General features: G+C 62.5%; 19 protein-coding genes and 1 pseudogene. 16 read left to right on the plus strand and 4 right to left on the minus strand.

The features are described from left to right. Window positions 1-160: 160 nt before the first annotated feature. The 15 genes from G7016_RS16095 to G7016_RS16165 all read left to right on the plus strand — a co-directional run bounded on the left by G7016_RS16095 (window position 161) and on the right by G7016_RS16165 (window position 21,005). On the plus strand, window positions 161-1,306 hold the full coding sequence (locus tag G7016_RS16095; protein ID WP_181116197.1) for a transporter substrate-binding protein: 1,146 nt from the start codon (window positions 161-163) through the stop codon (window positions 1,304-1,306). Then, on the plus strand, window positions 1,303-1,887 hold the full coding sequence (locus tag G7016_RS16100; RefSeq protein ID WP_181116200.1) for an ANTAR domain-containing response regulator: 585 nt from the start codon (window positions 1,303-1,305) through the stop codon (window positions 1,885-1,887). Before G7016_RS16095 ends, G7016_RS16100 begins: the two co-directional genes overlap by 4 nt. Further along, the gene (locus G7016_RS16105; RefSeq protein ID WP_181116203.1) at window positions 1,884-2,732 is read left to right on the plus strand and encodes an ABC transporter permease; all 849 of its coding nucleotides are present in this window, start codon (window positions 1,884-1,886) and stop codon (window positions 2,730-2,732) included. Before G7016_RS16100 ends, G7016_RS16105 begins: the two co-directional genes overlap by 4 nt. Next, on the plus strand, window positions 2,732-3,658 hold the full coding sequence (locus tag G7016_RS16110; RefSeq protein ID WP_181116206.1) for an ABC transporter permease: 927 nt from the start codon (window positions 2,732-2,734) through the stop codon (window positions 3,656-3,658). The genes G7016_RS16105 and G7016_RS16110 overlap by 1 nt, the downstream gene beginning before the upstream one ends. Window positions 3,659-3,683: 25 nt before the next feature. After that, the gene (locus G7016_RS16115) at window positions 3,684-5,291 is read left to right on the plus strand and encodes an ABC transporter substrate-binding protein (RefSeq protein WP_181116208.1); all 1,608 of its coding nucleotides are present in this window, start codon (window positions 3,684-3,686) and stop codon (window positions 5,289-5,291) included. Between the two features lie 90 nt (window positions 5,292-5,381). Continuing rightward, window positions 5,382-6,329, plus strand: a complete 948-nt coding sequence (locus G7016_RS16120; RefSeq protein WP_181116210.1) for an acetamidase/formamidase family protein — start codon at window positions 5,382-5,384, stop codon at window positions 6,327-6,329. After that, window positions 6,329-8,068: an ABC transporter ATP-binding protein gene (locus G7016_RS16125; RefSeq protein ID WP_181116212.1), complete on the plus strand. Its 1,740-nt coding sequence runs from the start codon at window positions 6,329-6,331 to the stop codon at window positions 8,066-8,068. The genes G7016_RS16120 and G7016_RS16125 overlap by 1 nt, the downstream gene beginning before the upstream one ends. A gap of 117 nt (window positions 8,069-8,185) precedes the next feature. Beyond that, the gene (locus tag G7016_RS16130) at window positions 8,186-9,097 is read left to right on the plus strand and encodes a bestrophin family protein (protein WP_181116214.1); all 912 of its coding nucleotides are present in this window, start codon (window positions 8,186-8,188) and stop codon (window positions 9,095-9,097) included. 436 nt (window positions 9,098-9,533) lie between these two features. Next, window positions 9,534-15,440 carry a putative Ig domain-containing protein gene (locus G7016_RS16135; protein ID WP_181116216.1) on the plus strand — a complete coding sequence of 1,969 codons (5,907 nt, stop codon included), beginning with the start codon at window positions 9,534-9,536 and terminating at the stop codon, window positions 15,438-15,440. Window positions 15,441-15,755: 315 nt separating this feature from the next. Then, window positions 15,756-16,127, plus strand: a complete 372-nt coding sequence (locus G7016_RS16140; RefSeq protein WP_181116218.1) for an FxLYD domain-containing protein — start codon at window positions 15,756-15,758, stop codon at window positions 16,125-16,127. Window positions 16,128-16,209: 82 nt separating this feature from the next. After that, entirely contained in the window at window positions 16,210-16,491 is a 282-nt protein-coding gene (locus G7016_RS16145) for a hypothetical protein (RefSeq protein ID WP_181116220.1), read from the plus strand. A 436-nt stretch (window positions 16,492-16,927) separates the two neighbouring features. Continuing rightward, window positions 16,928-18,298 carry a fructoselysine/psicoselysine transporter FrlA gene (gene frlA, locus G7016_RS16150; RefSeq protein ID WP_181116223.1) on the plus strand — a complete coding sequence of 457 codons (1,371 nt, stop codon included), beginning with the start codon at window positions 16,928-16,930 and terminating at the stop codon, window positions 18,296-18,298. Window positions 18,299-18,318: 20 nt separating this feature from the next. After that, the gene (gene frlB / locus G7016_RS16155) at window positions 18,319-19,347 is read left to right on the plus strand and encodes a fructoselysine 6-phosphate deglycase (protein WP_181116225.1); all 1,029 of its coding nucleotides are present in this window, start codon (window positions 18,319-18,321) and stop codon (window positions 19,345-19,347) included. A 56-nt stretch (window positions 19,348-19,403) separates the two neighbouring features. Further along, complete coding sequence (frlD, locus tag G7016_RS16160; RefSeq protein WP_181116230.1) at window positions 19,404-20,192, plus strand: fructoselysine 6-kinase; 789 nt, start codon at window positions 19,404-19,406, stop codon at window positions 20,190-20,192. An 81-nt stretch (window positions 20,193-20,273) separates the two neighbouring features. Continuing rightward, on the plus strand, window positions 20,274-21,005 hold the full coding sequence (locus G7016_RS16165; RefSeq protein ID WP_181116233.1) for a GntR family transcriptional regulator: 732 nt from the start codon (window positions 20,274-20,276) through the stop codon (window positions 21,003-21,005). Window positions 21,006-21,135: 130 nt separating this feature from the next. Here G7016_RS16165 and codA read toward each other — a convergent pair whose 3' ends face one another. The 4 genes from codA to G7016_RS16185 all read right to left on the minus strand — a co-directional run bounded on the left by codA (window position 21,136) and on the right by G7016_RS16185 (window position 25,559). Beyond that, the gene (gene codA, locus G7016_RS16170) at window positions 21,136-22,380 is read right to left on the minus strand and encodes a cytosine deaminase (protein WP_181116239.1); all 1,245 of its coding nucleotides are present in this window, start codon (window positions 22,378-22,380) and stop codon (window positions 21,136-21,138) included. After that, complete coding sequence (locus G7016_RS16175) at window positions 22,377-23,600, minus strand: PucR family transcriptional regulator (RefSeq protein ID WP_181116242.1); 1,224 nt, start codon at window positions 23,598-23,600, stop codon at window positions 22,377-22,379. The genes codA and G7016_RS16175 overlap by 4 nt, the downstream gene beginning before the upstream one ends. After that, window positions 23,597-24,862 carry a cytosine permease gene (gene codB / locus G7016_RS16180; RefSeq protein WP_181116247.1) on the minus strand — a complete coding sequence of 422 codons (1,266 nt, stop codon included), beginning with the start codon at window positions 24,860-24,862 and terminating at the stop codon, window positions 23,597-23,599. The genes G7016_RS16175 and codB overlap by 4 nt, the downstream gene beginning before the upstream one ends. A gap of 253 nt (window positions 24,863-25,115) precedes the next feature. Then, the gene (locus G7016_RS16185; RefSeq protein WP_181116250.1) at window positions 25,116-25,559 is read right to left on the minus strand and encodes a hemerythrin domain-containing protein; all 444 of its coding nucleotides are present in this window, start codon (window positions 25,557-25,559) and stop codon (window positions 25,116-25,118) included. Between the two features lie 220 nt (window positions 25,560-25,779). Here G7016_RS16185 and G7016_RS16190 point away from each other — a divergent pair. After that, window positions 25,780-26,238: pseudogene (locus G7016_RS16190) on the plus strand (DUF3313 domain-containing protein); the annotation flags it as partial. Window positions 26,239-26,256: the final 18 nt, after the last annotated feature.

Consider the following 26,256-nt stretch of genomic DNA (forward strand, 5'->3'; position numbering starts at 1 on the left):
TCTACAGACTGGCACAGATATTTCATAGTATTTCACCAACCCCGCAAGCCGGACTCACCTCCTTAAGCCTTGCTACATCCGCGCAGCCTGCTGCGCCAGGTACCGAAGCCTGATCAACCCTTTGCCGGGTAGATCGGGCTTTTTTTTATGGATAACGGCCATGCTCGATGCTCGCCCCGCTGTCCCTGTCGGCTTTCTGCTTTCCACCGAGGGCACCTATCGGCGCATGGGCCGCAGTGCATTGCAGGGCCTGCAGGATGCCCTTGCCGAGCTCAACGCCGAAGCACACCGCGATGTTCGGCTGCAGGCCATTTGTGTGGACCCCAAAGGCGAACCCGCCGAGTACAGCTGCGGCGTAGCGCGATTGCTGGGCGCCGGGGTGAGACACATATTCGGCACCACGCTCTCGGCCAGCCGTAAGGAGATCATTCCGGACCTGGACCAGCACGGCGCCCTGCTTTGGTACTCCAGCCCCTATGAAGGTTATGAGAGCAGCGAGAGCGTGTTGTACCTGGGCGGCTGCCCCAACCAGACACTGTTGCCGCTGCTACGGTATGCCCTGACCCACTTCGGGCGCGGTGCGTTTTTGCTCGGCTCCAATTATGTCTGGGGCTGGGAAAGCAACCGTATCGCCCGGGAAGTGCTGGAAGCCAACGGCGCCCAGGTGCTGGGCGAAAAATACGCGCACCTGGGCGCCACCAGCTTCGAGCCGCTGGTGGAAACGCTGATGCGAGAGCAGCCGGCTTTCGTGCTGAACAACCTGGTGGGCGAATCCTCCTACGCATTTCTGCAGCAGCTGGACCGCGCCTGTACGCAACAGGGGCTGCGCCTGCCAGTGCTCAGTTGCAACCTTACCGAAGCCGAGCTGGATGCCGTGGGCCCGATGTACGCGCTGCGGTTGCTGTCGTGCGGGCCGTTTTTCGAAGCGCTCGACCCCGCCTTTTGCGCCCGGCAACAGGCCCATGGCCCGCGCCGCTGTTCGCACTACTACGCTGGGGCCTACGCTGCGTTGCGGTTGTTCGCCGATGCCTTGCAAGCCTGTGGTGGCGCCACGCCGGCCGCGATCTGCGAACACCTCCATGGCCACGCGATGGCCAGCGTGCTCGGCACCTTGAGTGTGTCACCGCGCAATCATCACAGCGCGCTGGGCAGCCACATTGCCGAACTGCGCGAAGGCAGCTTCGAAATCGTGCATTCGGCGGCGCAACCGCTGGCCGCCGATCCCTACCTGACCGTTACAGATCTACACGCGGATGTGGCCGACCGACACGTTCGCGGGGCACCGCATTTGAGGATCGTCAAATGAAAGCACGCGCACTTCCCAACCTGGGGCAAGGCCACCTGCTATTGATCGACTGTGATGAACGCAGCCAGGCCAGCCTTGGTAAAAGCCTGCAGCGCCTGGGCATTCAAAGCCACGCATTGGAACAGGACGCCCCCTGCGACACCGCCGGCTGCTTCGCCGCCATTCTGGAAGTGGAGCATTTCGCCAGCCCCCTGGCCGTACAGGCACTGAATGCAGCCGCCATTCCTATCGTCGCGCTTACGGCGCACGAAACCCTGTCGCAGATCCAGCGGGCACTGCAACTGGGCGCCACTGCTTTGCTTAACAAGCCCATCAGCCAGGGCTCGGTGTATACCACCTTGATGATGGCCGTGGGGTTGCGCGACCGGCAGCGTGCAGACGCCGAGGAGCTGGCAACACTGCGCCACCGCCTGGCGCAGCGGCCGTTGCTGGGCCAGGCATTGGCGCGTTTGATGGTGGCTCAGCACATCGACGAGGCCACCGCGTACGAACGCTTGCGCACGCTGTCGATGCAGCTCAACCGCCCCATCGAAGCCCTGTGCGCAGACATCCTTGCAGTACGCGACGAGGGCCGGGCATGAACACGCTCAAGGCGCTGTTGCGCCGGCCGACCGTGGCCATCTCGCTGTTGTTCATTACCGCCGTGGTGGTGCTGGCTTTGCTGGCGCCCTGGCTTACGCCCTTCGATCCGGACGAGCAATTCGTCGAGGGCCTGTCGCTGGAAGGCGCACCCCTGGCCCCTGCCACCCCGTACTGGATGGGCACGGACCTGCTGGGTCGCGATCTTTTCTCAAGGTTGATTTTCGGCGCACGCACCTCCCTGTTCATCGGCGTGCTGGCCAACGGGTTGGCCGTGCTGATCGGCACACTGGTGGGGCTCACCGCAGGCTTTGTGCGCGGCTGGCTGGGCAGCGCACTGATGCGCCTCACCGACCTGATGATGGCCTTCCCTGCCTTGCTGCTGGCGATTGCCCTGTCGGCGATTTTCCAGCCCAGCGTGTGGATCGTGGCCATGGTGATCGCGATGGTGAACTGGGTGCAGATCGCGCGGGTGATCTACGCCGAAACCGTAGCGCTGAGCGCCCGTGATTTCGTGGCGGTAGAACGTACCTTGGGCGCCAGCTCGCTGAGGATTCTGTTCTCGCACCTGCTGCCGCACCTGCTGCCGACCATCCTGGTGTGGGCCACGTTGGGCATTTCCACCACGGTGCTGCTGGAGGCCACGCTGTCGTACCTGGGCGTGGGCGTACAGCCGCCTACGCCTAGCTGGGGCAACATCATCTTCGAGAGCCAGACCTACTTCACCTCGGCGCCCTGGCTAGTGTTCATTCCGGGCGCGGCGATCATTCTGCTGTCGCTTGCGTTCAACCTGGTCGGCGACGCCCTGCGCGACGAACTCGACCCCACCCTCAAGGGGCGCCGCTGATGCTGCCGTTCATTTGCCGCCGGGTGGGCTATGCCCTGCTGATTCTGCTGGGCGTGACCCTGATCACTTACCTGTTGCTGTTCCTGTTGCCCGCCGACCCTGCCCGGCAGATCGCCGGCCGCAGCGCCACCCCTGAAGTAGTCGCGGCGATCCGTGCGCAACTGGGGCTGGACCAGCCCTTCTACCACCAATACCTGAGCTACCTGGGCAACCTGCTGCACGGCGACCTGGGCCGCTCGTACATCCAGCGCACCGCGGTGAGTGAGCTGATCGGCGCGCGGCTGCGCCCTTCGCTGGAACTGATGGCGGCGGGCATCGGCTTCGAGCTGTTGATCGGGATCAGCCTGGGCATGCTCGCGGCGCTCAAGCGCGACAGCTTCGCGGACAAACTGCTGATGGCGTTCTCGTTCGTGGGTGTGTCTGCGCCCCAGTTCATTGCCGCGATGCTGTTTCTGTACTTCTTCGCGGTGCAGCTGGGCTGGTTCCCGCTGGGAGGCTATGGCGGCGTGAGCCACCTGATGCTGCCGGCGCTGACCCTCGGCCTGCTGGGCAGCGGTTGGTACTCGCGCATGGTGCGCTCTTCGATGATCGAAGTGCTGCATCAGGATTTCATTCGCACCGCCCGCGCCAAGGGCCTGAGCCGGGCCCGTGTGGTGTTCGTTCACGTACTGCCCAATGCCATCGTGCCGGTGATCCCGATGATCGGGATCGACATCGGCGTGTTCATGGGCGGCCTGGTAGTGGTCGAGTCGGTGTTCGGCTGGCCGGGCATCGGCCAGTTGGCGTGGCAGTCGATCCAGCAAGTGGATATTCCGGTGATCGTCGGCGTTACCACGCTGTCGGCGGTCGCCATCGTTCTGGGCAACCTGCTGGCGGACCTGGTAATCCCGCTGGTGGACCCACGCATCGACATCAAGCGGCACTGAATCTGTCAATAAAACGGGGGCAAACATGAAGATCAAAGCGCTGACCCTGGCCATTGCGGCCACGCTGTTCACCACGCCGCTGTGGGCCGAAACGCCTAAAAGTGGCGGCAATGTGGTGGTGACCTACCAGAACGATGTGGCCACCCTGGACCCCGCCATCGGTTACGACTGGCAGAACTGGTCGATGATCAAAAGCCTGTTCGGCCGGCTGATGGACTACAAGCCCGGCACCACCGAACTGGTGAAAAGCCTGGCCGAGGACTACAGCGTATCGCCCGACGGCACGGTGTACAGCTTCACCCTGGTGAAGGGCGTGAAATTCCAGAACGGCCGCGAGCTGGTGGCCAGCGATGTGAAGTACTCGCTGGAGCGCGCCGTCAACCCGAAAACCCAGAGCCCCGGCGCAGGGTTCTTCAGCTCCATCGTGGGCTACGAGGACGTTACCGGCGGCAAGAGCGAGACGCTCAGCGGCATCAAGGTGATCGACGACCAGCACCTCACCATCACCCTCAGCGCGCCTAATGCCACCTTCCTGCACATCATGGCCATCAACTTCGCCTCGGTGGTGCCCAAGGAAGCCGTGGAGAAATGGGGCGCCGATTTCGGCAAGCATCCGGTGGGCAGCGGCGCGTTTAGCCTGGCCAACTGGCAGCTGGGGCAGAAGCTGGAACTGGTGAAGAACCCGGACTACTTCCAGAAGGGCTTGCCTTACGTAGACAAGATCACCTTCGAAATCGGCCAGGACCCCACCGTGGCCCTGCTGCGCCTGCAAAAGGGCGAAGTGGACATCGCCGGCGACGGCGTGCCACCCGCGCAGTTCCTGCAGTTCAAGAACGACGCGGCATCCAAATCTCTCGTGGTCACCGGCAACCAGCTGCAAACCGGGTACGTCACGCTGAAAACCACCCTGCCGCCGTTCGATAACCTCAAGGTGCGCCAGGCCGTGAACATGGCCATCAGCAAGGAGCGCATCGTGCGCATCATCAACGGCCGCGCGGTGCCCGCCAACCAGCCGTTGCCGCCCGCCATGCCCGGTTATGACACCCAATACAAGGGCTTGCCCTACGACGTGGAGGGCGCCAAGAAGCTGCTGGCCGACGCCGGCTTCGCCAAGGGCTTCGACACCGAGCTGTACGTGATGAACACCGACCCGCAGCCGCGCATCGCCCAGTCGATCCAGCAGGACCTGGCCAAGGTAGGCATCCGCGTGCAGATCAAATCCCTGGCCCAGGCCAACGTGATCGCGGCGGGCAGCTCGAAGGACCAGGCACCGATGGTGTGGTCGGGCGGCATGGCCTGGATTGCGGACTTCCCCGACCCGTCCAACTTCTACGGCCCGATCCTGGGCTGCAGCGGTGCGGTGGACGGTGGCTGGAACTGGGCGCTGTATTGCAACAAGGCACTGGATGAGCGCGCCGCCAAGGCCGATGCCATGGCAGCCCCTGAACAGCAGGCCGAACGCACCGAGGCCTGGAAAAAGATCTTCACCGACGTGATGGCTGACGCCCCCTGGGTGCCGATCTTCAACGAGCAGCGCTTCACCGTGCGCTCCAAGCGCATGGGCGGGGACGACGCGCTCTATGTAGACCCGGTACACGTACCGGTGAACTACGACTACATCTGGGTGAAATAAGCCCTTTTTGTAAGCCGCAAGCTTGCCTTGGCCTGGGTCGGGATCACCCTGCGTACAGGCCACTGCCATCATCGTAACGAGGACCGCTCCATGTGCCAGAACTGCCTGGTCAAGACCATCCACAGCGTGAACAGCCACTTTGGCTGGGACAACAGCTTCGCCCCGGTGGAGCGTGTGGCGCCCGGGGCCATGCTGCAAATGAACTGCCGGGATTCATCCAACGGCTACTTCACGGCCCAGTCCCAAGTGGCGGACGTGAGCACGATGCCGTTCGATCAGATCAACCCAGTCACCGGCCCCATCTTTGTGGAAGGCGCTCAGCCCGGTGACATCCTCAAGATCACCTTGGACAGTTTCAAACCGGGCGGCTTCGGCTGGACGGCCAACATCCCGGGCTTTGGCCTGCTGGCGGACCAATTCCCCGAGCCCGCCCTGGCGCTGTGGCACTACGACACACAAACCCTGGCGCCCGCAGCGTTCGGCGAGTTCGCCAAGGTGCCGCTCAAGCCATTCGCCGGCACCGTGGGCGTGGCGCCCGCCGAGGCCGGGTTGCACTCGATCGTGCCGCCGCGCCGTGTAGGCGGCAACCTGGACATCCGCGACCTGGCCGCAGGCAGCGTGCTGTACCTGCCCGTGGAAGTGGAAGGCGCGCTGTTCTCCATCGGTGACACCCACGCGGCGCAAGGCGACGGCGAGGTGTGCGGCACGGCGATCGAGAGCGCCATGGACGTGGTGGTGAAACTGGACCTGATCAAGCAGACGCCACTGGCTACCCCGCGCTTCAGCACGCCCGGCCCGGTGACTCGCCACCTTGACAGCGCCGGCTATGAGGCCTTCACCGGCATCGGCCCGGACCTGATGCAGGCCGCCCGCCAGGCGGTGGCCAACACCGTGGACTGGTTGTGCCGCGAACACGGCATGCCCGCCGAACAGGCCTACATGCTGTGCTCGGTATGCGGCGACCTGCGCATCAGCGAAATCGTTGACCTGCCCAACTGGGTGGTGTCGTTCTACTTCCCGAAGGTGGTGTTCAATTGATGGCCGCGCCCGTACCCAGCCTTGCCGTTGAACGCCTGAGCATCGACGTGGGCGGCGGTGCCTCGCGCAGGCGGGTGGTCGATGAGCTGAGCTTCGCGCTGTACCCGGGGCGTACTTTGTGCATCGCCGGGGAATCGGGCAGTGGTAAATCGCTGTCGTCGCTGGCGATCATGGGCCTGCTGCCCAAGGCCGCGAGCGTGCCGGCGGGCGCGATCCTGTTCGGCAACCGGGACCTGCTGAGCCTGCCCGAGCGAGACATGCAGGCTTTGCGTGGCAAGCGTATCGGCATGATCTTCCAGGAGCCGATGACCTCCCTTAACCCACTGCTTACCGTGGGCCAGCAACTGGCCGAAACCCTGCGCCGCCACGAAGCCATGGGCCGCGCCGATATACGCAGGCGTTGCCGCGAGATGCTGGAAGCGGTGCGCATGCCCCAGGTGGACAAGCGCCTCACCCAATACCCTCATGAATTGTCGGGCGGCATGCGCCAGCGGGTGATGATCGCCATGGCGATGCTGTGCCAGCCCGAAGTGCTGATCGCAGATGAGCCCACCACCGCGCTGGACGTGACCATCCAGGCGCAGATTCTGGAGCTGATGCGTGAGCTGCAACAGCAGTTCAAGACCAGCCTGCTCTTGATCACCCACGACATGGGCGTGGTGGCCGAAATGGCCGACGAAGTGGTGGTGATGAACCAGGGCCGCGTGGAAGAGCACGGCAGCCTGGAGGAGGTGTTCACCGCTGCACAGGCCCCGTATACCCGCAAGCTGTTGGCCGCCGTGCCGGTATTGGGCACTGCGCCGCCGCCGGCCGCGCTCACCGAGAAACCAGTGGTGCTGGCCGTACAAGACCTGAATGTGCGCTTCGCCCTGCGCCATGGCTGGTTCGAACGGCCACGCACCGTGCACGCGGTGGAGGGCTTGAGCTTCGAGCTGCGCAAGGGCGAAACCCTGGGCCTGGTGGGCGAAAGCGGCTGTGGCAAATCCACCACCGGCAAAGCCGTTATGAACATGCTGGCCTACCAGGGCAGCATCAAATTGCTGGGCCAGGAACTCAACGGCCTCACCGGCGATGCGTTGCAACGGGTGCGCCGTGATGTGCAGATGGTGTTCCAGGACCCCTACGCCGCGCTCAACCCGCGCAAGACTGTGTTCGACCTGGTTGGCGAGCCCCTGCTGATCCACGACCGTACGCCAGAGCCTGAGCGGCGGGCACGCGTCGCCCAATTGCTGCAACAAGTGGACCTGCCCGCTGCCTCCATGGAGCGCTACCCGCACCAGTTCTCCGGTGGCCAGCGCCAACGTATCTGCATCGCTCGGGCACTGGCGCTGAACCCCAAGGTGATCATCGCCGATGAATCCGTTTCCGCGCTGGATGTATCAGTGCAGGCCCAGGTGCTGGAACTGCTCGAACGCCTGCGCGCCGAGCATGGCTTGAGCTACCTGTTTATCTCCCACGACATAGCGGTTGTGGAGCGGATCTGCCACCGCGTGGCGGTGATGTATGCCGGGCGGATCGTCGAGATTGGTGCCCGCGACCAGGTGCTGCACAACCCCCAGCACGCCTATACCCAACGCCTGCTGGCCGCGGTGCCCGTGCCTCAGGTGAGCCGCCGACGCGACTTCAAAAGCCTGCTCAAGGAGTTCGTGCCGCCCAACCCCATCAAGGACGCCGGCTTCACCGCCCCGCCACAGCGTTTCTCGCCGGTGGGGGCCGACCATTGGGTGGCAATGGAGTGAGGGTGTGCTGGGCATGCGAAGGCCTGTGCGGCTTCAAGCGCGGCTTGGCGACGGAAAAGCCGCTAACATTCCGGGCAGTCAGGCCCCTCGGGCCAGCCACCGGAGCGCTCTACCACCGTGATCATTCGCCCGCAAAACCCCTCCGCCGCCACCCTGTTGTTCTCACTCAAGGGCTCCATCATCCCGGCCATCTGGCGCAAGGTGCTGTTTACCGTGCTGGTAAGCGCCGGGGTGGTGGCGGTGCATGGCACGTTCTTCAGTTTCAAGTTCATCCTTACCGCCACCCCCTTCACTTTATGGGGGCTTACGCTGGCGATCTTCCTGGGGTTTCGCAACACCGTGGCCTACCAGCGCTATTGGGAAGCTCGCACATTGTGGGGCGAGTTGCTGATCGTGAGCCGTAACCTCACCCGCCAGACACTCAGCCTGATGCCAGCCCTGAGCGCGGCGCCTCGCAAGGCGCTTGCCTTGGGCCTGGTGGGCTTCGGGTACCTGCTCAAATTCCAGCTCAGGGGTGAGAACGCCGACCTGGCGCTGCTCGCGCGCCTGGAAGTGGACGCCGCACTGCTGGCCAGGCAAAACCCCGCCAGCGCGCAACTGGGCCGGCTGGGCCAGCAGTACCTTGGCGCAGCGCGCCATACCCAGGCCAGCGACGTGGCCCAGATGAACATCGACCAACAACTGTCACGGTTGAGCTATGTACTCGGCGGCTGCGAGCGCATCAAAGGCACGCCCATCCCCTATCCCTACATACTGCTGCTGCACCGCACAGTGTATGTGTACTGCTTCCTGCTGCCGTTCTGCCTGGTCGACAGCATCGGCTGGTTCACCCCTTTGGCGGTGTGCATCCTCAGCTACACCTTCTTCGGCCTGGACGCACTGGGCGACCAGATCTCCGACCCGTTCGACACCTTGCCCAACGACCTGCCGCTGGATGCCATGTGCCGGAACCTGGAGATCGCCGTGCTGGAATTGCTCGACGAGCCCGCGCCGGAGGGGTTGAAGGCGGTGGATGGGGTGTTGCTGTAGCGAATCGGCACAAAGCTCCCTTGGCTATCGCCGAATGGCCGGCCCCCGTTTCCCACAGAGGTCATCCTGACACCCTGAGGAGCGTGTACCTCTGTAGGAAGCGGGCGAAGCTCGCGAATCGCGGTCCTTGGATCACCAGCAACGGCCGCGAACATTCTCTGACTATTGATAGGTTACATATCCAAGCGAAATTCACCGCGCCAAAAATCCGACCCACACGACATAAATATGACTCAACGAGCTTTTCACACCCTCCTTAGAGCAAAACCGCCGCCAGCATACCGCCGCTTTAATGGCCAAATGCCCAATTTCGCGATTTCTTTGACGCGCCCGTCTGATAACCACAATCCGCGTGTGAACTCCGTCATACAAAGTCGTACCAATTGTCGACATTTTGGCATTGATCACTATTTTCCTCCCCGGGCGGACCAAGCACATGATCTTCAACGTAAAGGACTTCGGCGCGGTAGGTGACGGTGTAACGGACGACACCGCGGCCATTCAGGCAACCATTGACGCCGCAGCGGCGGCAGGCGGCGGCACCGTTTTCGTACCAACCGGGACCTTTATCGTTTCCGCCGGGGAGGAGCCTTCCGACGGTTGCCTGATGCTCAAAAGCAACGTGTACATGGAGGGCGCGGGCGCTGGCCTGACCACAGTCAAGGTGGCGGACGGCTCCGACACCAAGATCACCGGGGTGATCCGCTCGGCTTACGGCGAGGAAACCCACGACTTCGGCCTCAGCAACCTGACCATCGACGGCAACCGGGACAACACCACCGGCAAGATCGACGGCTGGTTCAACGGCTACATTCCTGGCAAGGACGGCCACGACAGCAACGTCACCCTCAGCGGCGTGGAAATCAAGGACTGCTCGGGTTACGGCTTCGACCCCCACGAGCAAACGATCAACATGCTGATCGAGAATTGCGTGTCCCACGGCAACGGCCTGGACGGCTTTGTCGCGGACTACATGATCGACACCAAGTATGTGAACAACGTGGCGTACGACAACGACCGCCACGGCTTCAACATCGTCACCAGCACCAACGATTTCACCATGACCGGCAACGTGGCCTACGGCAACGGCGGCAACGGTATCGTGGTGCAGCGCGGCAGCGAGAACATCCCCTCGCCGTACGACGTGACCATCGAAGGCGGCAGCGTGTACAACAACGGCGCCGAAGGCGTGCTGGTGAAGCTGTCCAGCGACGTGACCGTGACCGGTGTGAATATCCACGACAACGGCGGCTCGGGCGTGCGCATCTATGGCAGCACGGATGTCACCATTACCGGCAATACCCTGACCAACAACGGGCTGAAGGCACCGGTGCCGGAAGTGGTCATCCAGAGCTATGACGACACCGCTGGCGTGTCCGGCAAGTTCTTCCCCGGCAGCGACAACCTCATTACCGACAACACCATCACCGGCGGCGCCAATTCCACCTATGGGGTGGCCGAGCGTAACGAAGACGGTACGGACCGCAATACCATCACCGACAACAGCATCGCCAATACCACCAAGGGCTCGACCTTGACCTACGGCGACGGCACCACTGTGGGCACCACACCGCCGGATACCGCGCCGCAGGGCACCGCTGGCGACGACACGCTGGTCGGCACCGCGGGCAACGATACCCTGATGGGCCTGGCGGGAGCAGACAAGATCAACGGCGGCGCCGGCAACGACATCATTAACGGCGGCACCGGCGTGGACACCCTCACCGGTGGCGCCGGGGCCGACACGTTCGCATTCACGGACCGCCTGGACAGTTACCGCAACTACAACACCGGTGGCGTTACCGCGGTGGACCTGATCAGCGACTTTGCCGCTGGCGAGGACCACATCGACCTGTCGGCGCTGGGCATCACCGGCCTGGGCGATGGCCGCAACGGCACCGTTTACCTCGCGCTCAATAGCGCAGGCGACAAAACCTACGTCAAATCCCTTGAAGTCGATGCCAACGGCAACCGCTTCGAGTTGGCACTGGCGGGCAACCTCCTGAACACGCTCAAGGCGACGGACTTTATCTTTGCCACCGCGGCGCCGGTGAACCATGCGCCAGTGGTAGCCGCCCCTCTGGCCGACCAGAGCGCCACCGAAACATCGCCGTTCAGCTACACCATCCCGGCCGGTGCCTTTACCGACGCGGACAACGACACACTGACCTTCACCGCCACCCTGGCCGACGGCAGTGCCTTGCCGGCCTGGCTGAAGTTCGACGCCGCCACCCGCACCTTCAGCGGCACACCGGATTCGAACGCGGCGGGTAACTTCAACGTGACTGTCACCGCCAACGACGGCAAGGCCGGCAGCGTGGCCGACACCTTCGCGCTGGCGGTGCAAGACACACCTGCCGCGCCTGATACTACGCCGAAGGTGATCACCGGCACTTCCGGCAAGGACGCTCTGGTGGGCGGCGCAGGCGATGACGTGCTGATCGGCGGCGCCGGGAGCGATACCCTCACCGGCGGCGCCGGGGCGGACACCTTCCGCTTCACCAGCGTAACCGACAGCTACCGCACCGCCAGCACCAGCTACGCCGACACCATCACCGACTTCACCGTAGGCGTGGACAAGATCGACCTCTCCGGCCTGGGCTACACCGGGCTGGGCAACGGCTACAACGGCACGTTGCTGCTGCAGTACAGCGCCAGCGCCAACAAAACCTACATCAAGAACTACGACGCCGACGCCAGCGGCCAGCGCCTGGAGCTGGGGCTGACCGGCAACCTGGTGGGCACCCTCACGGCGTCGGACTTCATCCTCAACGCCACGCCTCCGGTCAACCATGCCCCCGTCGTGGCCGCCCCACTGGCCGACCAGAGCGCCAAGGAAGCCACGCCGTTCAGCTACGTGATCCCGGCCACCAGCTTCACCGATGCCGATAACGACACCCTGACCTTCATCGCCACCCTGGCCGACGGCAGCGCCTTGCCAAGCTGGCTGACCTTCGATGCCTCCACCCGCACCTTCAGCGGCACGCCGGACTTGAATGCCGCCGGTACCTTCAACGTGACCGTGACCGCCAGCGACGGCAAAAGCGGCACCATCACGGATACCTTTACCCTGGCGGTGGAAGATACCCCCGACACCGGAAACAAGGTCATCACTGGTACCTCAGGCAAAGACACCCTCACCGGTACCGCAGCCAACGAGCAACTGCTCGGCCTCGCCGGGGTGGACACCCTCAATGGCGCTGGCGGCAATGACATTCTGGTTGGCGGCGCCGGCGCGGATAACCTCACCGGCGGCACTGGCGCGGATATTTTCCGCTTCACCAACCTCACTGACAGTTATCGCAGCGCCACCACCAGCTACAGCGACCTGATCACAGACTTCGATGTCAGCCAGGACAGGCTGGACCTCGCGGGCCTGGGCTTCAAGGGGCTTGGCAACGGTTACAACGGTACCCTGCTGGTGCAGTACAACAGCAGCAATGGCCGCACCTACCTGAAAAGCTACGATGCCGACGCCAGCGGCAACCGCTTCGAGCTCGCGTTGCAGGGCAACTACGCTGCCACCCTCACTGGCGCGAACGTTATCTTCAACAGCGGCTCGGTACCCGCCAATGCGGCCCCGGTGATCTCCGACCCGCTGCAGGACAGCGCAGCGACCGAAAACAGCCCCTATACCTACACCCTGTCGCAGACGGCCTTCACCGACGCCGACAGCGATACCCTCACCTACAAAGCCACGCTGCAAGACGGTACCGCCCTGCCCGCCTGGCTGACGTTCGATGCCAATACCCTGACCTTCAGCGGTACACCGGTGGACGACGCCGCGGGCGCCTATAACGTGCTGGTGACCGCCACCGACCCCAAGGGCGCATCCGCCAGTGACGTGTTCGCCCTCACCGTAGCCGCCGCGCTCCCCACCACCATCACCGGCACTGCCTCAGGGGAAACCCTGAACGGGACCACCCACAGTGATCTGATCCTGGGGCTGGATGGCGCCGATACCCTTAAAGGCAACGCCGGCGCCGATGTGCTGGATGGTGGTGCGGGCCGCGATACGCTTACCGGTGGCGACGGTGCGGATACCTTCCGCTTCTCGGCACTCACCGACAGCTACCGGGACTACGACACTGGCGGCATTACCGCCAGCGATACCATTACCGACTTCACCGTGGGCGTGGACAAGATCGACGTGAGCGCGCTGGGCATCCTGGGCCTGGGGGATGGCAGCCACAACACGCTGTACATCACCACCAGCGCCGACGGCAGCAAAACTTACATCAAGTCGGCCGAGTCCGATGCCGACGGCAACCGTTTCGAAGTGACCTTGCAGGGCAATTATTCTTCCACCCTGAGCGCCAGCGACTTTGTGTTTGCCGAACGCGCCCAGCAAGACATTCTGTTCCTGCCAACCCTGGGGCAATCCAACGCGCGCATGCTGCGCATGACCGATGACGACGACCAGTCTGGCATCACCGAACTGGTCAAGGACTTGAGCAAGTACACCACCTATGACGTGCGCAGCCAGTTCACCGACGCCGATGGCAACGGCATCGACATCGCTGTGGGCGGCAGTACGGTGAACGGCTTGTCGACTGGCAACGAGGAACAGCTGCGGCTGTCGTGGTGGCTGACCGACACCAACCAGCCGGGCCCTGCCCTGCTGCGCGCCGTTGGCCTGCTGAAAGAACAGCTGGCCAGCCTCACGGCAACCGACAACGTGACCATGGGCATCATCTGGGGCCAAGGCGAAGAAGCCGCCGGGGAAATCGGCCGGTCGGCTGACGTCGTAGCCGCCACCGCCGCGTACAAAGCCGCCACCTTGAAGGTGTTCGATTACCTGCACGCGCAGCTGGGCGACTTCAAGGTGTACATCATGGAAACCGGCCACTACGACGCGGACGCCGCGCGAGTGCGTGGCTATGACGAAACCACGATCGCGCAGATCCAGAACGGCCTGGTGGCCGTGCGGGCGACTCAGGAGGCGATCGCGGCGGAGCGCGCCGACGTAGCGCTGGCGGTGGACTACACCGACCTGCCGTTGCGCGAGGAAGCGGACCCTGTGACCTACCCGGACGATGTGTGGCACTTGCATGAAGAGTCCGCCGAAATCGTGGGCCAGCGGCTGGCGGATTACATCGCCTCCGACCTGGGCTTCCAGGGCGATGCGACCGACAACCGCACCGCGCAAGATGTGTACGACGAGGTGGCCGCCCAGAAAGGCGGCAACATCCTGGGCACCGACCTGGACGACACATTGGTAGGCAGCGCCTACAACGACACGCTGGACGGCGACCTGGGTGCGGACACCATGACCGGAGGCGACGGCAAGGATGTGTATATCGTCGATAACGCCGGTGATGTGGTGATCGAAACCAATGCCTCCACCAGCCAGATCGACACCGTGCAGGCCTCGGTGAGCTGGACGCTGGGCAATAACGTGGAATACCTGGTGCTCACCGGCTATTCGGCCATCAACGGTACGGGGAATGCGCTGCGCAACTTCATCACCGGCAACGACGCGGCCAACGTGCTAGACGGCAAAGCCGGCGCCGACAGCATGACCGGCGGTGACGGTTCCGATACCTACTACGTCGACAACGCCGACGACACCACCGTGGAGAAGAACAGCGACAGCGCCACCGGCGGCATCGACACCGTGTACACCAGCCTCGCCACCTGGACGCTGAGCAGCAACGTGGAAAACCTGGTGATCAATACCATCGGCGCCGCCAACGGTATCGGCAATGCGCTGGACAACACCTTCGTGGCGGGCGCCGGTAACAACGTGCTGGATGGCCGCGACGGGATCGACACCGTGTCTTACGCGTACGCCACCCAAGGGATCACCCTGGCCTTGAACACCACTGCCCAGCAGAACACCGGTGGTTCGGGGCTGGACACGATCAAGTACATGGAGAACGTGATCGGTAGCCTGTACAACGACAAACTGACCGGCAGCGCTGTGGCTAACGTATTGGACGGCGGTGCGGGCGACGATGAACTCAATGGCGGTGCCGGTGACGACACCCTGATCGGCGGCGCCGGCAAGGACACCCTCACCGGCGGCACGGGCGCGGACGTTTACAAGTTCAATGCCTTGGGCGACCTGGGGCTGGGCAACCTGCGCGATGTAATCTCGGGCTTCAAAACCAGCGAAGGCGACAAGATCGACCTCAGCGGCCTCGATGGCGACACGGCCACCGCAGCCAAGGAAGGCTTCACGTTCATCGGCAGCGCGGCGTTCGACAGCCACAACGCAGCCGGCCAGTTGCGCCTCGAAAACGGCGTCCTGTACGGCAGCGTGAACGCCGACGCCACTGCCGAGTTTGAAATCCAGTTGGTGGGCGTGACTACGTTGCACCAGAGCGACTTTATGGCGTAGCAACCGGCGTAACTGTTCTCGGGTCGGCACTGGCTGCCAGCCCGGGAACGGACGGCCTGTTTGTAGCACCCGCTGCCCGCTGGAAGCAGTGGCTTGGTATGCCCCTCCTCTCCTCCTCTCCTCCTCGCCTCCTCGCCTTATCTCTGAGCCCGACACTAATGGCTCCGCGCCATATAGCCGTCGAGCAATCAAACGCGCGTTCGACAAATTATTGACTTTATTTTGAACTTTTTAATAAAGCGTCAAAAACCTCTACGCAGAGGGCTCGGGGGCAGGTATCATCTTGCCATCATTCGATTCCCAAGGAGGGAGAACGTGAACTCGAAAATAGTAGCGCTGGTGGCTCTAAGTGCGTTTGTCTCTTCTGCCGGTGCAGCCGACTTGAGGTTACGCAACGTGCAGTTGGTGGATGCCGGGCACGTCACGAGCATCGTTGGAACCGTGGTCAACGCTTCGGACCATATGGTGAAGGGTGGCTATCTGGACCTCGAAATTACCCGCAAAGGCAAGGTTGTCGCCCGGGAAACGGTTGAAGTCCCGGATATGGATGCAGGCCAGGCCTGGCGTATCTGGCAACCCGTTCAACACGATGATTCTTCTGCTGGGGTTGCGGTTCGCGCACGCGATCCTGGTATGCGCGTAACCGGCTCTGTCGTTCCTTACCCAGGCACCGTAGTGGCGCAGTAACCCGCCTGTACCTTCAGCGGCCTGACGATCAGGCCTGCTCAGCCAGAGATCCCTGGAAGATCCCGCCGTAACAATGGAATGAATGACCATGCCTTTAGCCGCGATCATGTACGTCAGCCTCTGCGCTTCCCCTGGCCATTGCGAGCCACGGCAAATAGCCTACAAGCCCAGCTCGGGCTCTGCACGCGAAGAGCAGATGCGTGAATGTGAAGATGCCAAGCGAAACATAACGCTGTACCAGAACGACCCCACGCGCGTTTACGTGTGCGAATACAAGAAAAAGCAAGTAATGGCCAACGCCGCCCCGGCTACAGACAGCGAAGCCTCTCGTCAGCACCACGCGAATGTCGCTGCTGCCGACTAGTTCGATAAGCGCCTTGGCCATGCGTGGTCACATCTGATTCAACGCCCTTTTCGCAGGCTGCTGCCTACTCTCATGGAACAGAGTTGTTCCCGGTGCGACAGCGGACCTGTGGGAAGCGGCGGGGCTTGAGGGACCAGGCGAAGCCTGGGAATTGCATACAACAGGCGCAATGCCTGTTCGCAGGCTGCCGCCTACTACTACCGCGTCGATCCCGATATCTCTGTTCACAGCGGGGATGTAGGACCAGGCGAGGCTTGGGAACCCCTATCGCCCCTCAGCAAAAATAAATTTGCGCACCTGTGCCTGCCTGCTACATTCATCATAAATACGTTATATATCGTCATGCTTTCGAGTAAGCGTATTGACTGGCTTTACAGTGCGTGTCACTGCCGCCTGTCACGGCGGCCCCCAATAACGAAAACAATCGGGTGGGCATATGCAGGTTTCAGAAGGGTATTCCAAAGAACTCGCGCGCAAGCTGGGCTTCTGGCCTGTGCTGGCGATCGCGGTGGGCACGACGGTGGGTTCGGGTATTTTCGTTTCGGTGGGTGAGGTAGCGAAGGCGGCAGGCACACCGCTGCTCACCATCCTTGCCTTTGTGATTGGCGGGCTGATCGTTATCCCGCAGATGTGCGTGTACGCCGAGCTGTCTACCGCATACCCCGAGAACGGCGCCGACTACATCTACCTGAAGAAAGCCGGCAGCAGGCCCTTGGCCTTTTTGTCCGGCTGGACGAGTTTCTGGGCCAACGACGCGCCTTCGCTGTCGATCATGGCCTTGGCCATTGTGAGCAACCTGAACTTCATCCTGCCCGTGAGCCCCTTGGCAGGGAAGCTGCTGGCCACTGCCTTGATCCTTTGCTTCATGCTGCTGCATCTGCGTTCCGTAGAAGGTGGGGCAACCTTCCAAACGCTGATCACCGTGGCCAAGATCATCCCCTTTACTCTCGTTATCGGCCTGGGGATTTTCTATATCAACGGGGCAAACCTCACTGCTCCCGTAGTTTCCGGGCCTACCTTGGGCGCAGGTGCAGGCTTGATGGCACTGCTGGCCGGCATCTCTGCCACCAGTTGGTCCTACACCGGCATGGCCTCGATCTGTTACATGACGGGCGAGATCAAACAGCCAGGCAAGACCATGCCGCGTGCGTTGATTGGCTCCTGCCTGTTGGTGCTGGTGCTCTACTCGTTGCTGGCGCTGGTGATCACCGGAATGATGCCCTTCGACCGGCTGCTGGGGTCTGAAACGCCGCTTTCCGACGCGGTGACCTACCTTCCTGCCCTGGGCAACGTGGCGGGGATATTTATCGCGGTCACGGCAATCATCGTGATCCTCGGCTCGCTGTCCAGCTGCGTGATGTACCAGCCACGGCTGGAGTACGCCATGGCCAAGGATAACCTCTTCTTCAAGTGCTTCGCCCACGTACACCCGCGCTTCCACACGCCGGACTACTCCATCGTGCTGCAGTGCGCGCTGGGTATCGTGTTCATCTATGCCTCCAACCTCACCGCGCTGCTGGGCTACTTCACGCTGGTGATGTGCTTCAAGAACACCCTCACGTTCGGCTCGATCATCTGGTGCCGCCGCCAACCGGATTACAACCCCCTGTGGCGCACCCCGGCCTTTGGCCTGATGACCTTCCTGGCCCTGGCGTCGAGCCTGATTCTGGTGGCTTCCACATTCGTATGGGCGCCGGTTCCCGGCCTGGTGTGCGCACTTGTGGTGATTGCGACCGGCCTGCCTGCCTACGCGTATTGGGAGCGGCGGAACAAGCGCCTTGCCGCCCTCGAAGTACAACCGACCTGATCACCCCTGGAGAGAACGACATGCTGGATATCGATAAAAGCACCGTGGATTTTCTGGTCACCGAGAACATGGTTCAGGAGGTCCAGAAGGTGCTGGCCGTGGACGTACCCAAGGTCAAGGCCATCGTCGAGCAGATGCTCGCCCGCGGCGTGGACCGCTTCTATTTCGTGGCCTGTGGCTCGCCGCTTAACGCCGCGCAAACCGCCAAACATTTGGTGGACCGTTATTCGGGTTTGCAGTGCATGGCTTATTCGGGCTGGGAATTCTGCGACAACACCCCTCACCGGCTGGACGAGCGCTGCGCGGTGATCGGTGTGTCGGATTACGGCAAGACCGAAGAGGTGATCGAGGCGCTGCGGATCGCCAAGGCGCGCGGCGCGCTGACCGCAGCGTTCACCAAGCGCCCCGACAGCCCCATCACCGAAGTGGCGGAACAGGTAGTGGCCTATGAGGCCGACTGCATCTGGGAAATCCACCTGCTGCTTTGCTACACCGTGGCACTGGAGATGATCAACCGGCTGGAGCCCACCCCCCACCCCGACGTCGCCCGGATTGCCCGTGAGCTTCAGCAACTGCCGACGGTACTGGGGGAACTGGTGCGGGGTTGGGAAGAAAAAGGCCGTGCGCTGGGCGAGCGCGCTGCCGCCTGGCCCATGATCTACACCGTTGCGGCCGGCCCATTGCGGCCGCTGGCCTACAAGGAAGGCATCGTGACCCTGATGGAATTCACCTGGACCCATGGCAGCGTGCTGGAGAGTGGTGAGTTCCGCCATGGGCCGCTGGAAGTGGTCGAGCCCGGCGTGCCTTTCCTGTTCCTGCTGGGTACCGATGAAAGCCGCCATACCACTGAACGCGCCATCAAATTCGTGAAGCAATACACCGACGCCGTGATCGTGGTGGACTACGCCGAGATCAGCCACGGCTTGCACCCTTGGCTCGCGCCCTTCCTGATGTTCGTGCCGATGGAATGGCTGTGCTACTACCTCTCGATCTACAAGGACCATAACCCGGACGACCGCCGCTACTACGGTGGCCTGGTGCAGTACTAAGGGGGCTCGGGGCGGCGTGGGTCGCCCCGTATCTTTTCCGCGAGGGGGGAACAGTCATGAAAAGCCTGGTAACGGTTGGGGATAACTGTATCGACGTGTACCCGGCGTTGGGCCGAGGGTTTTCGGGGGGCAATGCGGTCAACGTCGCGGTGCACTGCAGCCGGCATGGGTTAAGCCCTGCCTATGTGGGCTGGGTGGGCGAGGACGACTATGGCCGGCAGTTGCGCCGTGAGATGGCGGCTGAAGGGGTGGATGTGAGCCACGTGCACAGCCAGCCTGGCAGCACCGCGCAAACGTTCGTGGAGCTGCAGGGCAGCGATCGCGTGCTGGGCGATTACCATGAGGGCGTGATGAGCAGCTTTTATCTGACCGATGAAGACCTGGCCTGGATCGCACGGTTCGACATGGTGCACGCCGGCATCTGGGGCCATGTGGAGCCTTACCTGCCCACGCTTAAATCGTGGAACAAAATCATCAGCTTTGATTTCGCCGACAAGTGGGACAGCCCGCTATGGGGCACGTTACCGCCAAACCTGGATTACGTATTCGCCTCGGCGCACGAGGACACGCCTCAGCTGCGCGCTCGCTTGCGCGAAGTGGCGTGCATGGGAGCAGGCACTGTGATCGCCACGCTCGGTGCCGGAGGTAGCCTGGCCTATCACGGTGAGCGGTTCTACCACCAGTGCGCGCTCCCCGTGAACATCGTCGACACCATGGGCGCCGGTGACGCCTTTATTGCCGGCTTTCTAAGCGCAGTCGCCAAGGGTGCTGCTCTCGAGGAGGCTATGAGGCAAGGGGCCTGTGGCGCAGCGTTGACCTTGCAGTGCCAGGGCGCCTGGGGCTGAACGCCGGCCGGGGAAAAACTGGCGGCAAGGGCGCCGGCCTTTATACTGGCCGTTGTGTTCGTGATCCAACAAGGATGGTCCATGCCCAGCTTGCAACGCAACTCGTCCCAGCGGCTTTACGCGGTGGTCCGCCAGCGGATACTCGAGGCCATCGAGCAGGGCGTGTACCCGGTGGACGGGCAGATCCCCACAGAGCCCGAACTGTGTGAACTGCACGGCGTGAGCCGGATTACCGTGCGCAAAGCCATTACCGACCTGGTGAAAACAGGTGTGCTCACCCGGCTGCAAGGCAAAGGCACTTTTGTGCAAGGCCGAAAGGTAGAGAACGCCCTGCTCACCGTCAGCGGCTTTACCGATTTCGGCGTGGCCCAGGGCAAGAACACTCGTGAAGAAGTGATCAAGCAGGAACTGATCCCGGTTGACGACTATGCCCAGCGGCTGGACGTGCCCGACGGTGGGCGGCTGTTCAAGCTGGTGCGGGTGATGTACCTCGAAGACGAGCCGCTGTTCATCGACCATTCCTACATTCCTTTGGCTCGCTACCCAGAGTTCGACCAGCGCTACCGACCCGGGGGCTCCACGTACCAGCTGTTCGATGAAGGCTATGAAACCTGCGTGCGCAGCGACCGCAAGCTCATAGACATCTACACCGCCACCAAGGCCGAGGCCAGGTGGCTGGGCTGCGAACTTGGCGAGCCGCTGTTCCGCATCAGCAAAACCGCCTACGACCAGGACGGCCGCCCCGTGCACTGCTCCGAACTGTATTGCCGAGCCAACCGCGTGAGCCTGACGATCGACAATACACACCGGTAGTGAAGGCGCCGTAGCTGGTCGTTCCGTAGCAGCACGCCTTGGCGGCGACCGGGCCGGCAGGCCCGTAGATTCGGTGGTACGCCAGTCGCGGGCAAGCCGGCGCGGCCCGGCCCGGCGGCTACTCTCGCATTCAACCCCCGAACCGCTCCACCCACGCCGGGGTGCGTTGCATCAGCACCTTGCCGCCGCGGATCGAGGTGAGCACCTGCCCCTGGCTGCGGACCATTTCGTAGTCGTCCGGGGCAGACAGGATCACCAGGTTCGCCGGGCGGCCCACTTCAAGCCCGTAGCGCTCGCCCAGGTGCAGGGTGCGTGCGCTGTTGTCGGTGATCAGGTCGAGCGACCGCTTGAGGTCTTCGTAGCCAAGCATGTGGCAGATGTGCAGGCCCGCTTCGAGGATGCGCACGATATTGCCGTTGCCCAGCGGGTACCACGGATCAACGATCGAGTCCTGGCCGAAGCAGATGTTCATGCCGGCGCGGTCGATCTCGGCCACCCGGGTAACGCCGCGGCGTTTCGGGTACGTGTCAAAACGCCCTTGCAAGTGAATGCTTTCCGTAGGGCAAGAGACGAAGTTGATCTTCGAGGCCTTGAGCAACCGGAACAGCTTGGAGCAATAGGCGTTGTCGTACGAGCCCATGGCCACGGTGTGGCTGGCCGTCACCTTTTCGCCCATCTCCCGCACCCGGGCCTCTTCGGCCAGCACTTCGAGAAACCGCGATTGTGGGTCGTCGGTTTCATCGCAATGCACGTCCACCAGGCAACCGGTGCGCTCGGCCAGGTCCATCAGGAACTTCACCGATTCCACGCCCTGATCCCGAGTGTTTTCGAAATGCGGGATACCCCCTACCACATCCGCGCCCATGGCGATCGCTTCGGTCATCAAGGCGCGGCCGTTTTTGAAGGACTCGATGCCTTCCTGGGGAAACGCCACGATCTGCAGGTCGATCAGGTGCCGCGCCTCCTCACGCACCTCCAGCATGGCTTTGAGCGCGGCGAAGGAAGGGTCGGTGACGTCCACATGGGTACGTACATGCTGGATGCCATGGTCTACCAGCATGTCGATGGTGCGCCGCGCACGGACCTTGGTGTCCTCGTGGGTCACCACCGCCTTGCGTTCGGCCCAGCGCTCGATGCCCTCGAACAAGGTACCGCTCATGTTCCAGGCCGGCTCACCCGCGGTCAGGGTAGCGTCGAGGTGAATATGCGGCTCGACGAAGGGCGCGGTGACTAGGTTCTGGCCAGCGTCCAGGTCGCTGCCGTCGTTCGGCTGGATTGCCGCGGGTTGGGAAACGATGGCCGCAATCCGCTCGCCGTCGAGTTCAATGCGATACAGGCCACTTTTGCCACGCAGGCGGGCGTTGAAAATATTCATGCTAACTCCTTGGTCGGGGCTTCGGTCGTGTGCCAAACCAGCAGCGCGACAGAGGCATTCATTCGGAAAAGAGGGTCGTCCAGCGACTGGCCACTGCGTTGTTCGATACGGTCCAGGCGCTGGTTGAGGGTGTTGCGATGGATGCCCAGCCGCCCGGCCGCCATCAGGGCGTTACCGTTTTCCTGCAGTAGCGCATCCAGGGTCTCGATCAGCGTAAAGGGTTGCTTGCGTGAGGTTTCTATCAACGCGCCAAGGGTGCGTTGCACAAAGTGGTCGATCACCGAGCGGTCCCCGATGGCTTGCAGCAATCGCAACACCCCAAGCTCGCTGAAATCGCAGAACCCATTGGCAGGCTGCAGGTGCTCGGCCACATCCAGCGCCTGGCGCGCTTCGTTCAGGGCTTGGCGATATTGGCCGCAATCGCCTGCAGGGTTCGCCACGCCCATGAACAGCGTGAGGTCACCGATCCCCGGAGCCAGGGCCCTGTAAAGCCTCAGCAGCTCGGCCCGCAGGGTATCGGCGTCAGGCAATAACACGATAAACAGGTCGCCCTGCTGCACCACCGGCAGTGGCGCGGCAAAGGCACGGTTCCAGGCTTCCAGTTCATCGCGCAACGCCTGCCGGATGTGCTGCAAGCGCTGCTCCGCTACCGCCGGAGTGTAGCGTTCGAACAGCATAGCCACCGACGACAACCGCAGCGCTACCAGGCGACGCGGCCCATCGACGGGCAATTGCGCGTGCTCGGCGCGTTGCCGGGCGATGGCCAGGCTCGGGTAATCGCCGCTGAGCAACTGGCTGAGGATATCGTGCCGGGACCGCTGCGCCTGATCCATGTGCACCAATGCCGTACCGATCGCGTGGGTGACCACCACCATTTTCAACAGGTAGGGCTGCTCGATCAGCGGCAAGCCGAGTTCGTCTGCCCGCTTGATCACCGCCGCCGGAATGCGCTGAATGAACGTCCCTCCCGTGAGTATCACCAGGCCGGCGATGCCCACGGCAACACCGTCCTCGACCAGGCCCAGGAGGTTGGCTTCATCACGGGTGTGGTTGATGCCCGTGACAAACACCAGTTCGTTGCCGATCACCCACTCGGCGATACCCTCGTTCTCGGCCACGTAGGGCCAGCGCACGCTGCGGTGCAACTGGTTGGCGCCGGCACGCACGGCCAGCTCTTCCAGCCCAGGCAGCTTGAGGATTTCTGCAACCGTGAGGCTCATTGATCCCCCTGCAGGGCCGGCATTTCAGCGCGACGGCCGGTGAACTGGAGCAACCCGATGTAGCACACCGCCGCCACTGCAATGCCTACCAACGGGGCGACCCAGGGCGAGCAGTACGCAAGCACCGCCCCTACACCATAGGCAGCCAGCCCCTTGACGTTGTAGCGCGGCAGGCTGGCAGTAGCCAGCAACGGGTATTTACCGCGGTGGCGGTACCAGAAGTCCGCCATGATCACGCCACCCACCGGCGGGATGATCGAGCCCAGCAATACCAGGAACGGGATCAGCATTTCATACATGCCGCCGATCGCGAGCACCACGCCCAGCGCGGCGGCCAGGAGGGTCATGGTGCGACGGCGCTCACTGCGCAGCAGATGGCATGCCGCGGCAGACACGTTATAGATAGTCGGCCCTTGGATCGTCCAGAGGTTGAGGCACAGCATGATCACCGCCGCGAAGGACAAGCCCTGAAGGATCATCACTTCAACGATATCAGCTTGCTGGTACACGATCGCGCACCAGGCGCCGGCGACCACCATCAAACCGTTGCCGATCAAAAAGCTCACGACGCTTGCGATGATCGCCACACGCCCGGTGCGCGACAGGCGTGTCCAATTGGTGGCCTGGGTGGCGCCGCTGGCGAAGGTACCGAACACCATGGTCACGGCGGCGGAGAATGTCATCGTCTCATGCGGGATAACAGCGGCCAGCCCCTGAAAGCCACCGGCATGGCCTGTGGCGATGTACATGGAAACCATCAGCAGGACAAACATCAATGGCACCGACACCCGGGAGAGTACGTCCAGGCCTTTATAGCCCACGATGGCGGTGATGCTGAAGCCAAAGCCGAACAGCACCATCAGGGGCGTGGTGAGGCCCTCGGTAAGGCCGAGTATCTTCACCAGCACGATCGCGACGGTCGCGGTGCCCCAGGCGTACCAGCCCAGCTCGGCGAAACCGAGCAAAAAATCCGAAAGCCGGCTGCCCGCTTCGCCAAAACAGAAGCGCCCCATCAGCACCGTGTTCAAACCGCTGCGCGAGGCGATGAAGGCAAGGCCCGCCGCATAAAGCGCCAGCAGGCTATTGCCGATAAAGGCGATCCACAGCATGTCGGTGAAAGCGAAGGCCATGCCCAACTTGCCACCGGCGAACATGGTGCCGGTGAAAAAGGTGAAACTGAACAGCACCATGGAAATGGACAGCAGCCCTTTCCTGGCCGACGCGGGGGCCTCGCTTAATGGGAAATCTCCGGGTGAGCTCATTCTGTTCTCCTCTCAAGTGCGGGGTAGGTAACGAAGCGCATCGAGAAGAGAGCAAATCACAGGCCGTTTTGAGAAAAGCCTGAAATACAGGTAAAACGAAGCAGGACCGACTGGGAACCCTGTGCAACAAGCACATTTTCCTTAGTTAAAAAACATTTCAGCTGTGCGTGGTGCCCTGCTTTGAGCCCATACCGCACCAATTGTGGACCTCGTCCAAACCCTGCAGCCTGGCTAGCACGCGCAGGGTGAACATTCAGGCCGTTTCCAGCTGGGCTTCATACTCAGCCAGGTACAAGCCAGCCAATGCTTCCTTTTGCTGAGGATCAAGCAGCTTGCCCGCCGCCTGAAAGAACTTGTGCTCTTCTTCCTTCAGGTGATGGTGCACTTTGTCGGAGAGCTTTTTGGCAGTAGCCAGCCAGCTGGGGCTGGACATCTCGGTGGCGTCCAGCTCCTCCATCATCTCGTCCATTTCGTGATGCTCGGAGATCGCATGCCTGCTGAGGTCAACGCCATTGTCATGGGCCATCAATGGAATATAAAAGCAGCGTTCTTCCGCCGTTTCGTGCGCCTGAAGCTCGGCCTTCAGCCGCTGGTAGGCTTCCTTGCGTTCGCTGCTGTCACCATGGGTTTGCAGCAGCGATTCAGCGTAACCCCTCTGGCGGTCGTGGCTTTCCCGTAGTGCTTCGAAAATATTCATATCAACCCTGGTCACCTATCAAATGGCGAGGCGTTAGACCGGGCCGGATACGCGGCGTTCGCACGCTAACGAAGCGATAAGGGCCATCATTGAGCGTGACGCAAATAAAATTCACAGCGCCTTCTGGCGACGCATCTAAACTGCGTTGACATGCAACGCATTTGCTTCGATTGGACGTCGGCAAGGGCCAGCAACCCAGCCATGCGAGCATCCTTGATGGTTCTACCCCCGCCCCCAGCCCAGCCCGGTGATCTCGGCGCAGGCACTTCAATCGATCAGTGCCTATTACGACACAGCCCTCAAGCGTGAACTTGGGAAAGAGATACCGCTGGCCAGCGCACCTGGGCCACATACGCTGATTATCCGACCGGCAATCACCGCTGTGTCCACCAGCACCGAGGGGCTCAAGCCCTATGAAGTCATACCCCTCGCCTTGGTCGCCGCTGCGGTGAACACGGCTTCCGGCGGCCGTGATCAGAATGTCGAAATAGCGACCGAGGCGGTGGTCCTCGATGCCGACAGCAACAAGGTTTTAGCCCAGGTAGTGCGCAAAGGGGCCGGCCAGGCACTCGAGAATGACAAGACCCAACTCACCCTGGAAGCCGTGAAGCCAGTGCTCGATGGCTGGGCCAGCGACCTGCGCCTGAGCTTTGAAAAGCTCAAGGCGGCTGGTCACTAGTCGCTCCCAAGACGGGAG

Origin of the sequence: Pseudomonas japonica (assembly GCF_013522925.1) — a bacterium.
GTDB classification, from domain to species: domain Bacteria; phylum Pseudomonadota; class Gammaproteobacteria; order Pseudomonadales; family Pseudomonadaceae; genus Aquipseudomonas; species Aquipseudomonas japonica_A.

Excerpts from the sequence above, each read along its gene's own strand:
- G7016_RS16120 (WP_181116210.1), top strand. The coding sequence starts at position 5,382 with ATGTGCCAGAACTGCCTGGTCAAGACCATCCACAGCGTGAACAGCCAC.
- G7016_RS16095 (WP_181116197.1), top strand. The coding sequence starts at position 161 with ATGCTCGATGCTCGCCCCGCTGTCCCTGTCGGCTTTCTGCTTTCCACC.
- frlA (WP_181116223.1), top strand. The coding sequence starts at position 16,928 with ATGCAGGTTTCAGAAGGGTATTCCAAAGAACTCGCGCGCAAGCTGGGC.
- codB (WP_181116247.1), bottom strand. The coding sequence starts at position 24,862 with ATGAGCTCACCCGGAGATTTCCCATTAAGCGAGGCCCCCGCGTCGGCC.
- G7016_RS16175 (WP_181116242.1), bottom strand. The coding sequence starts at position 23,600 with ATGAGCCTCACGGTTGCAGAAATCCTCAAGCTGCCTGGGCTGGAAGAG.
- frlB (WP_181116225.1), top strand. The coding sequence starts at position 18,319 with ATGCTGGATATCGATAAAAGCACCGTGGATTTTCTGGTCACCGAGAAC.
- G7016_RS16135 (WP_181116216.1), top strand. The coding sequence starts at position 9,534 with ATGATCTTCAACGTAAAGGACTTCGGCGCGGTAGGTGACGGTGTAACG.
- G7016_RS16185 (WP_181116250.1), bottom strand. The coding sequence starts at position 25,559 with ATGAATATTTTCGAAGCACTACGGGAAAGCCACGACCGCCAGAGGGGT.
- frlD (WP_181116230.1), top strand. The coding sequence starts at position 19,404 with ATGAAAAGCCTGGTAACGGTTGGGGATAACTGTATCGACGTGTACCCG.
- G7016_RS16125 (WP_181116212.1), top strand. The coding sequence starts at position 6,329 with ATGGCCGCGCCCGTACCCAGCCTTGCCGTTGAACGCCTGAGCATCGAC.
- codA (WP_181116239.1), bottom strand. The coding sequence starts at position 22,380 with ATGAATATTTTCAACGCCCGCCTGCGTGGCAAAAGTGGCCTGTATCGC.
- G7016_RS16165 (WP_181116233.1), top strand. The coding sequence starts at position 20,274 with ATGCCCAGCTTGCAACGCAACTCGTCCCAGCGGCTTTACGCGGTGGTC.
- G7016_RS16105 (WP_181116203.1), top strand. The coding sequence starts at position 1,884 with ATGAACACGCTCAAGGCGCTGTTGCGCCGGCCGACCGTGGCCATCTCG.
- G7016_RS16145 (WP_181116220.1), top strand. The coding sequence starts at position 16,210 with ATGACCATGCCTTTAGCCGCGATCATGTACGTCAGCCTCTGCGCTTCC.
- G7016_RS16100 (WP_181116200.1), top strand. The coding sequence starts at position 1,303 with ATGAAAGCACGCGCACTTCCCAACCTGGGGCAAGGCCACCTGCTATTG.
- G7016_RS16110 (WP_181116206.1), top strand. The coding sequence starts at position 2,732 with ATGCTGCCGTTCATTTGCCGCCGGGTGGGCTATGCCCTGCTGATTCTG.
- G7016_RS16115 (WP_181116208.1), top strand. The coding sequence starts at position 3,684 with ATGAAGATCAAAGCGCTGACCCTGGCCATTGCGGCCACGCTGTTCACC.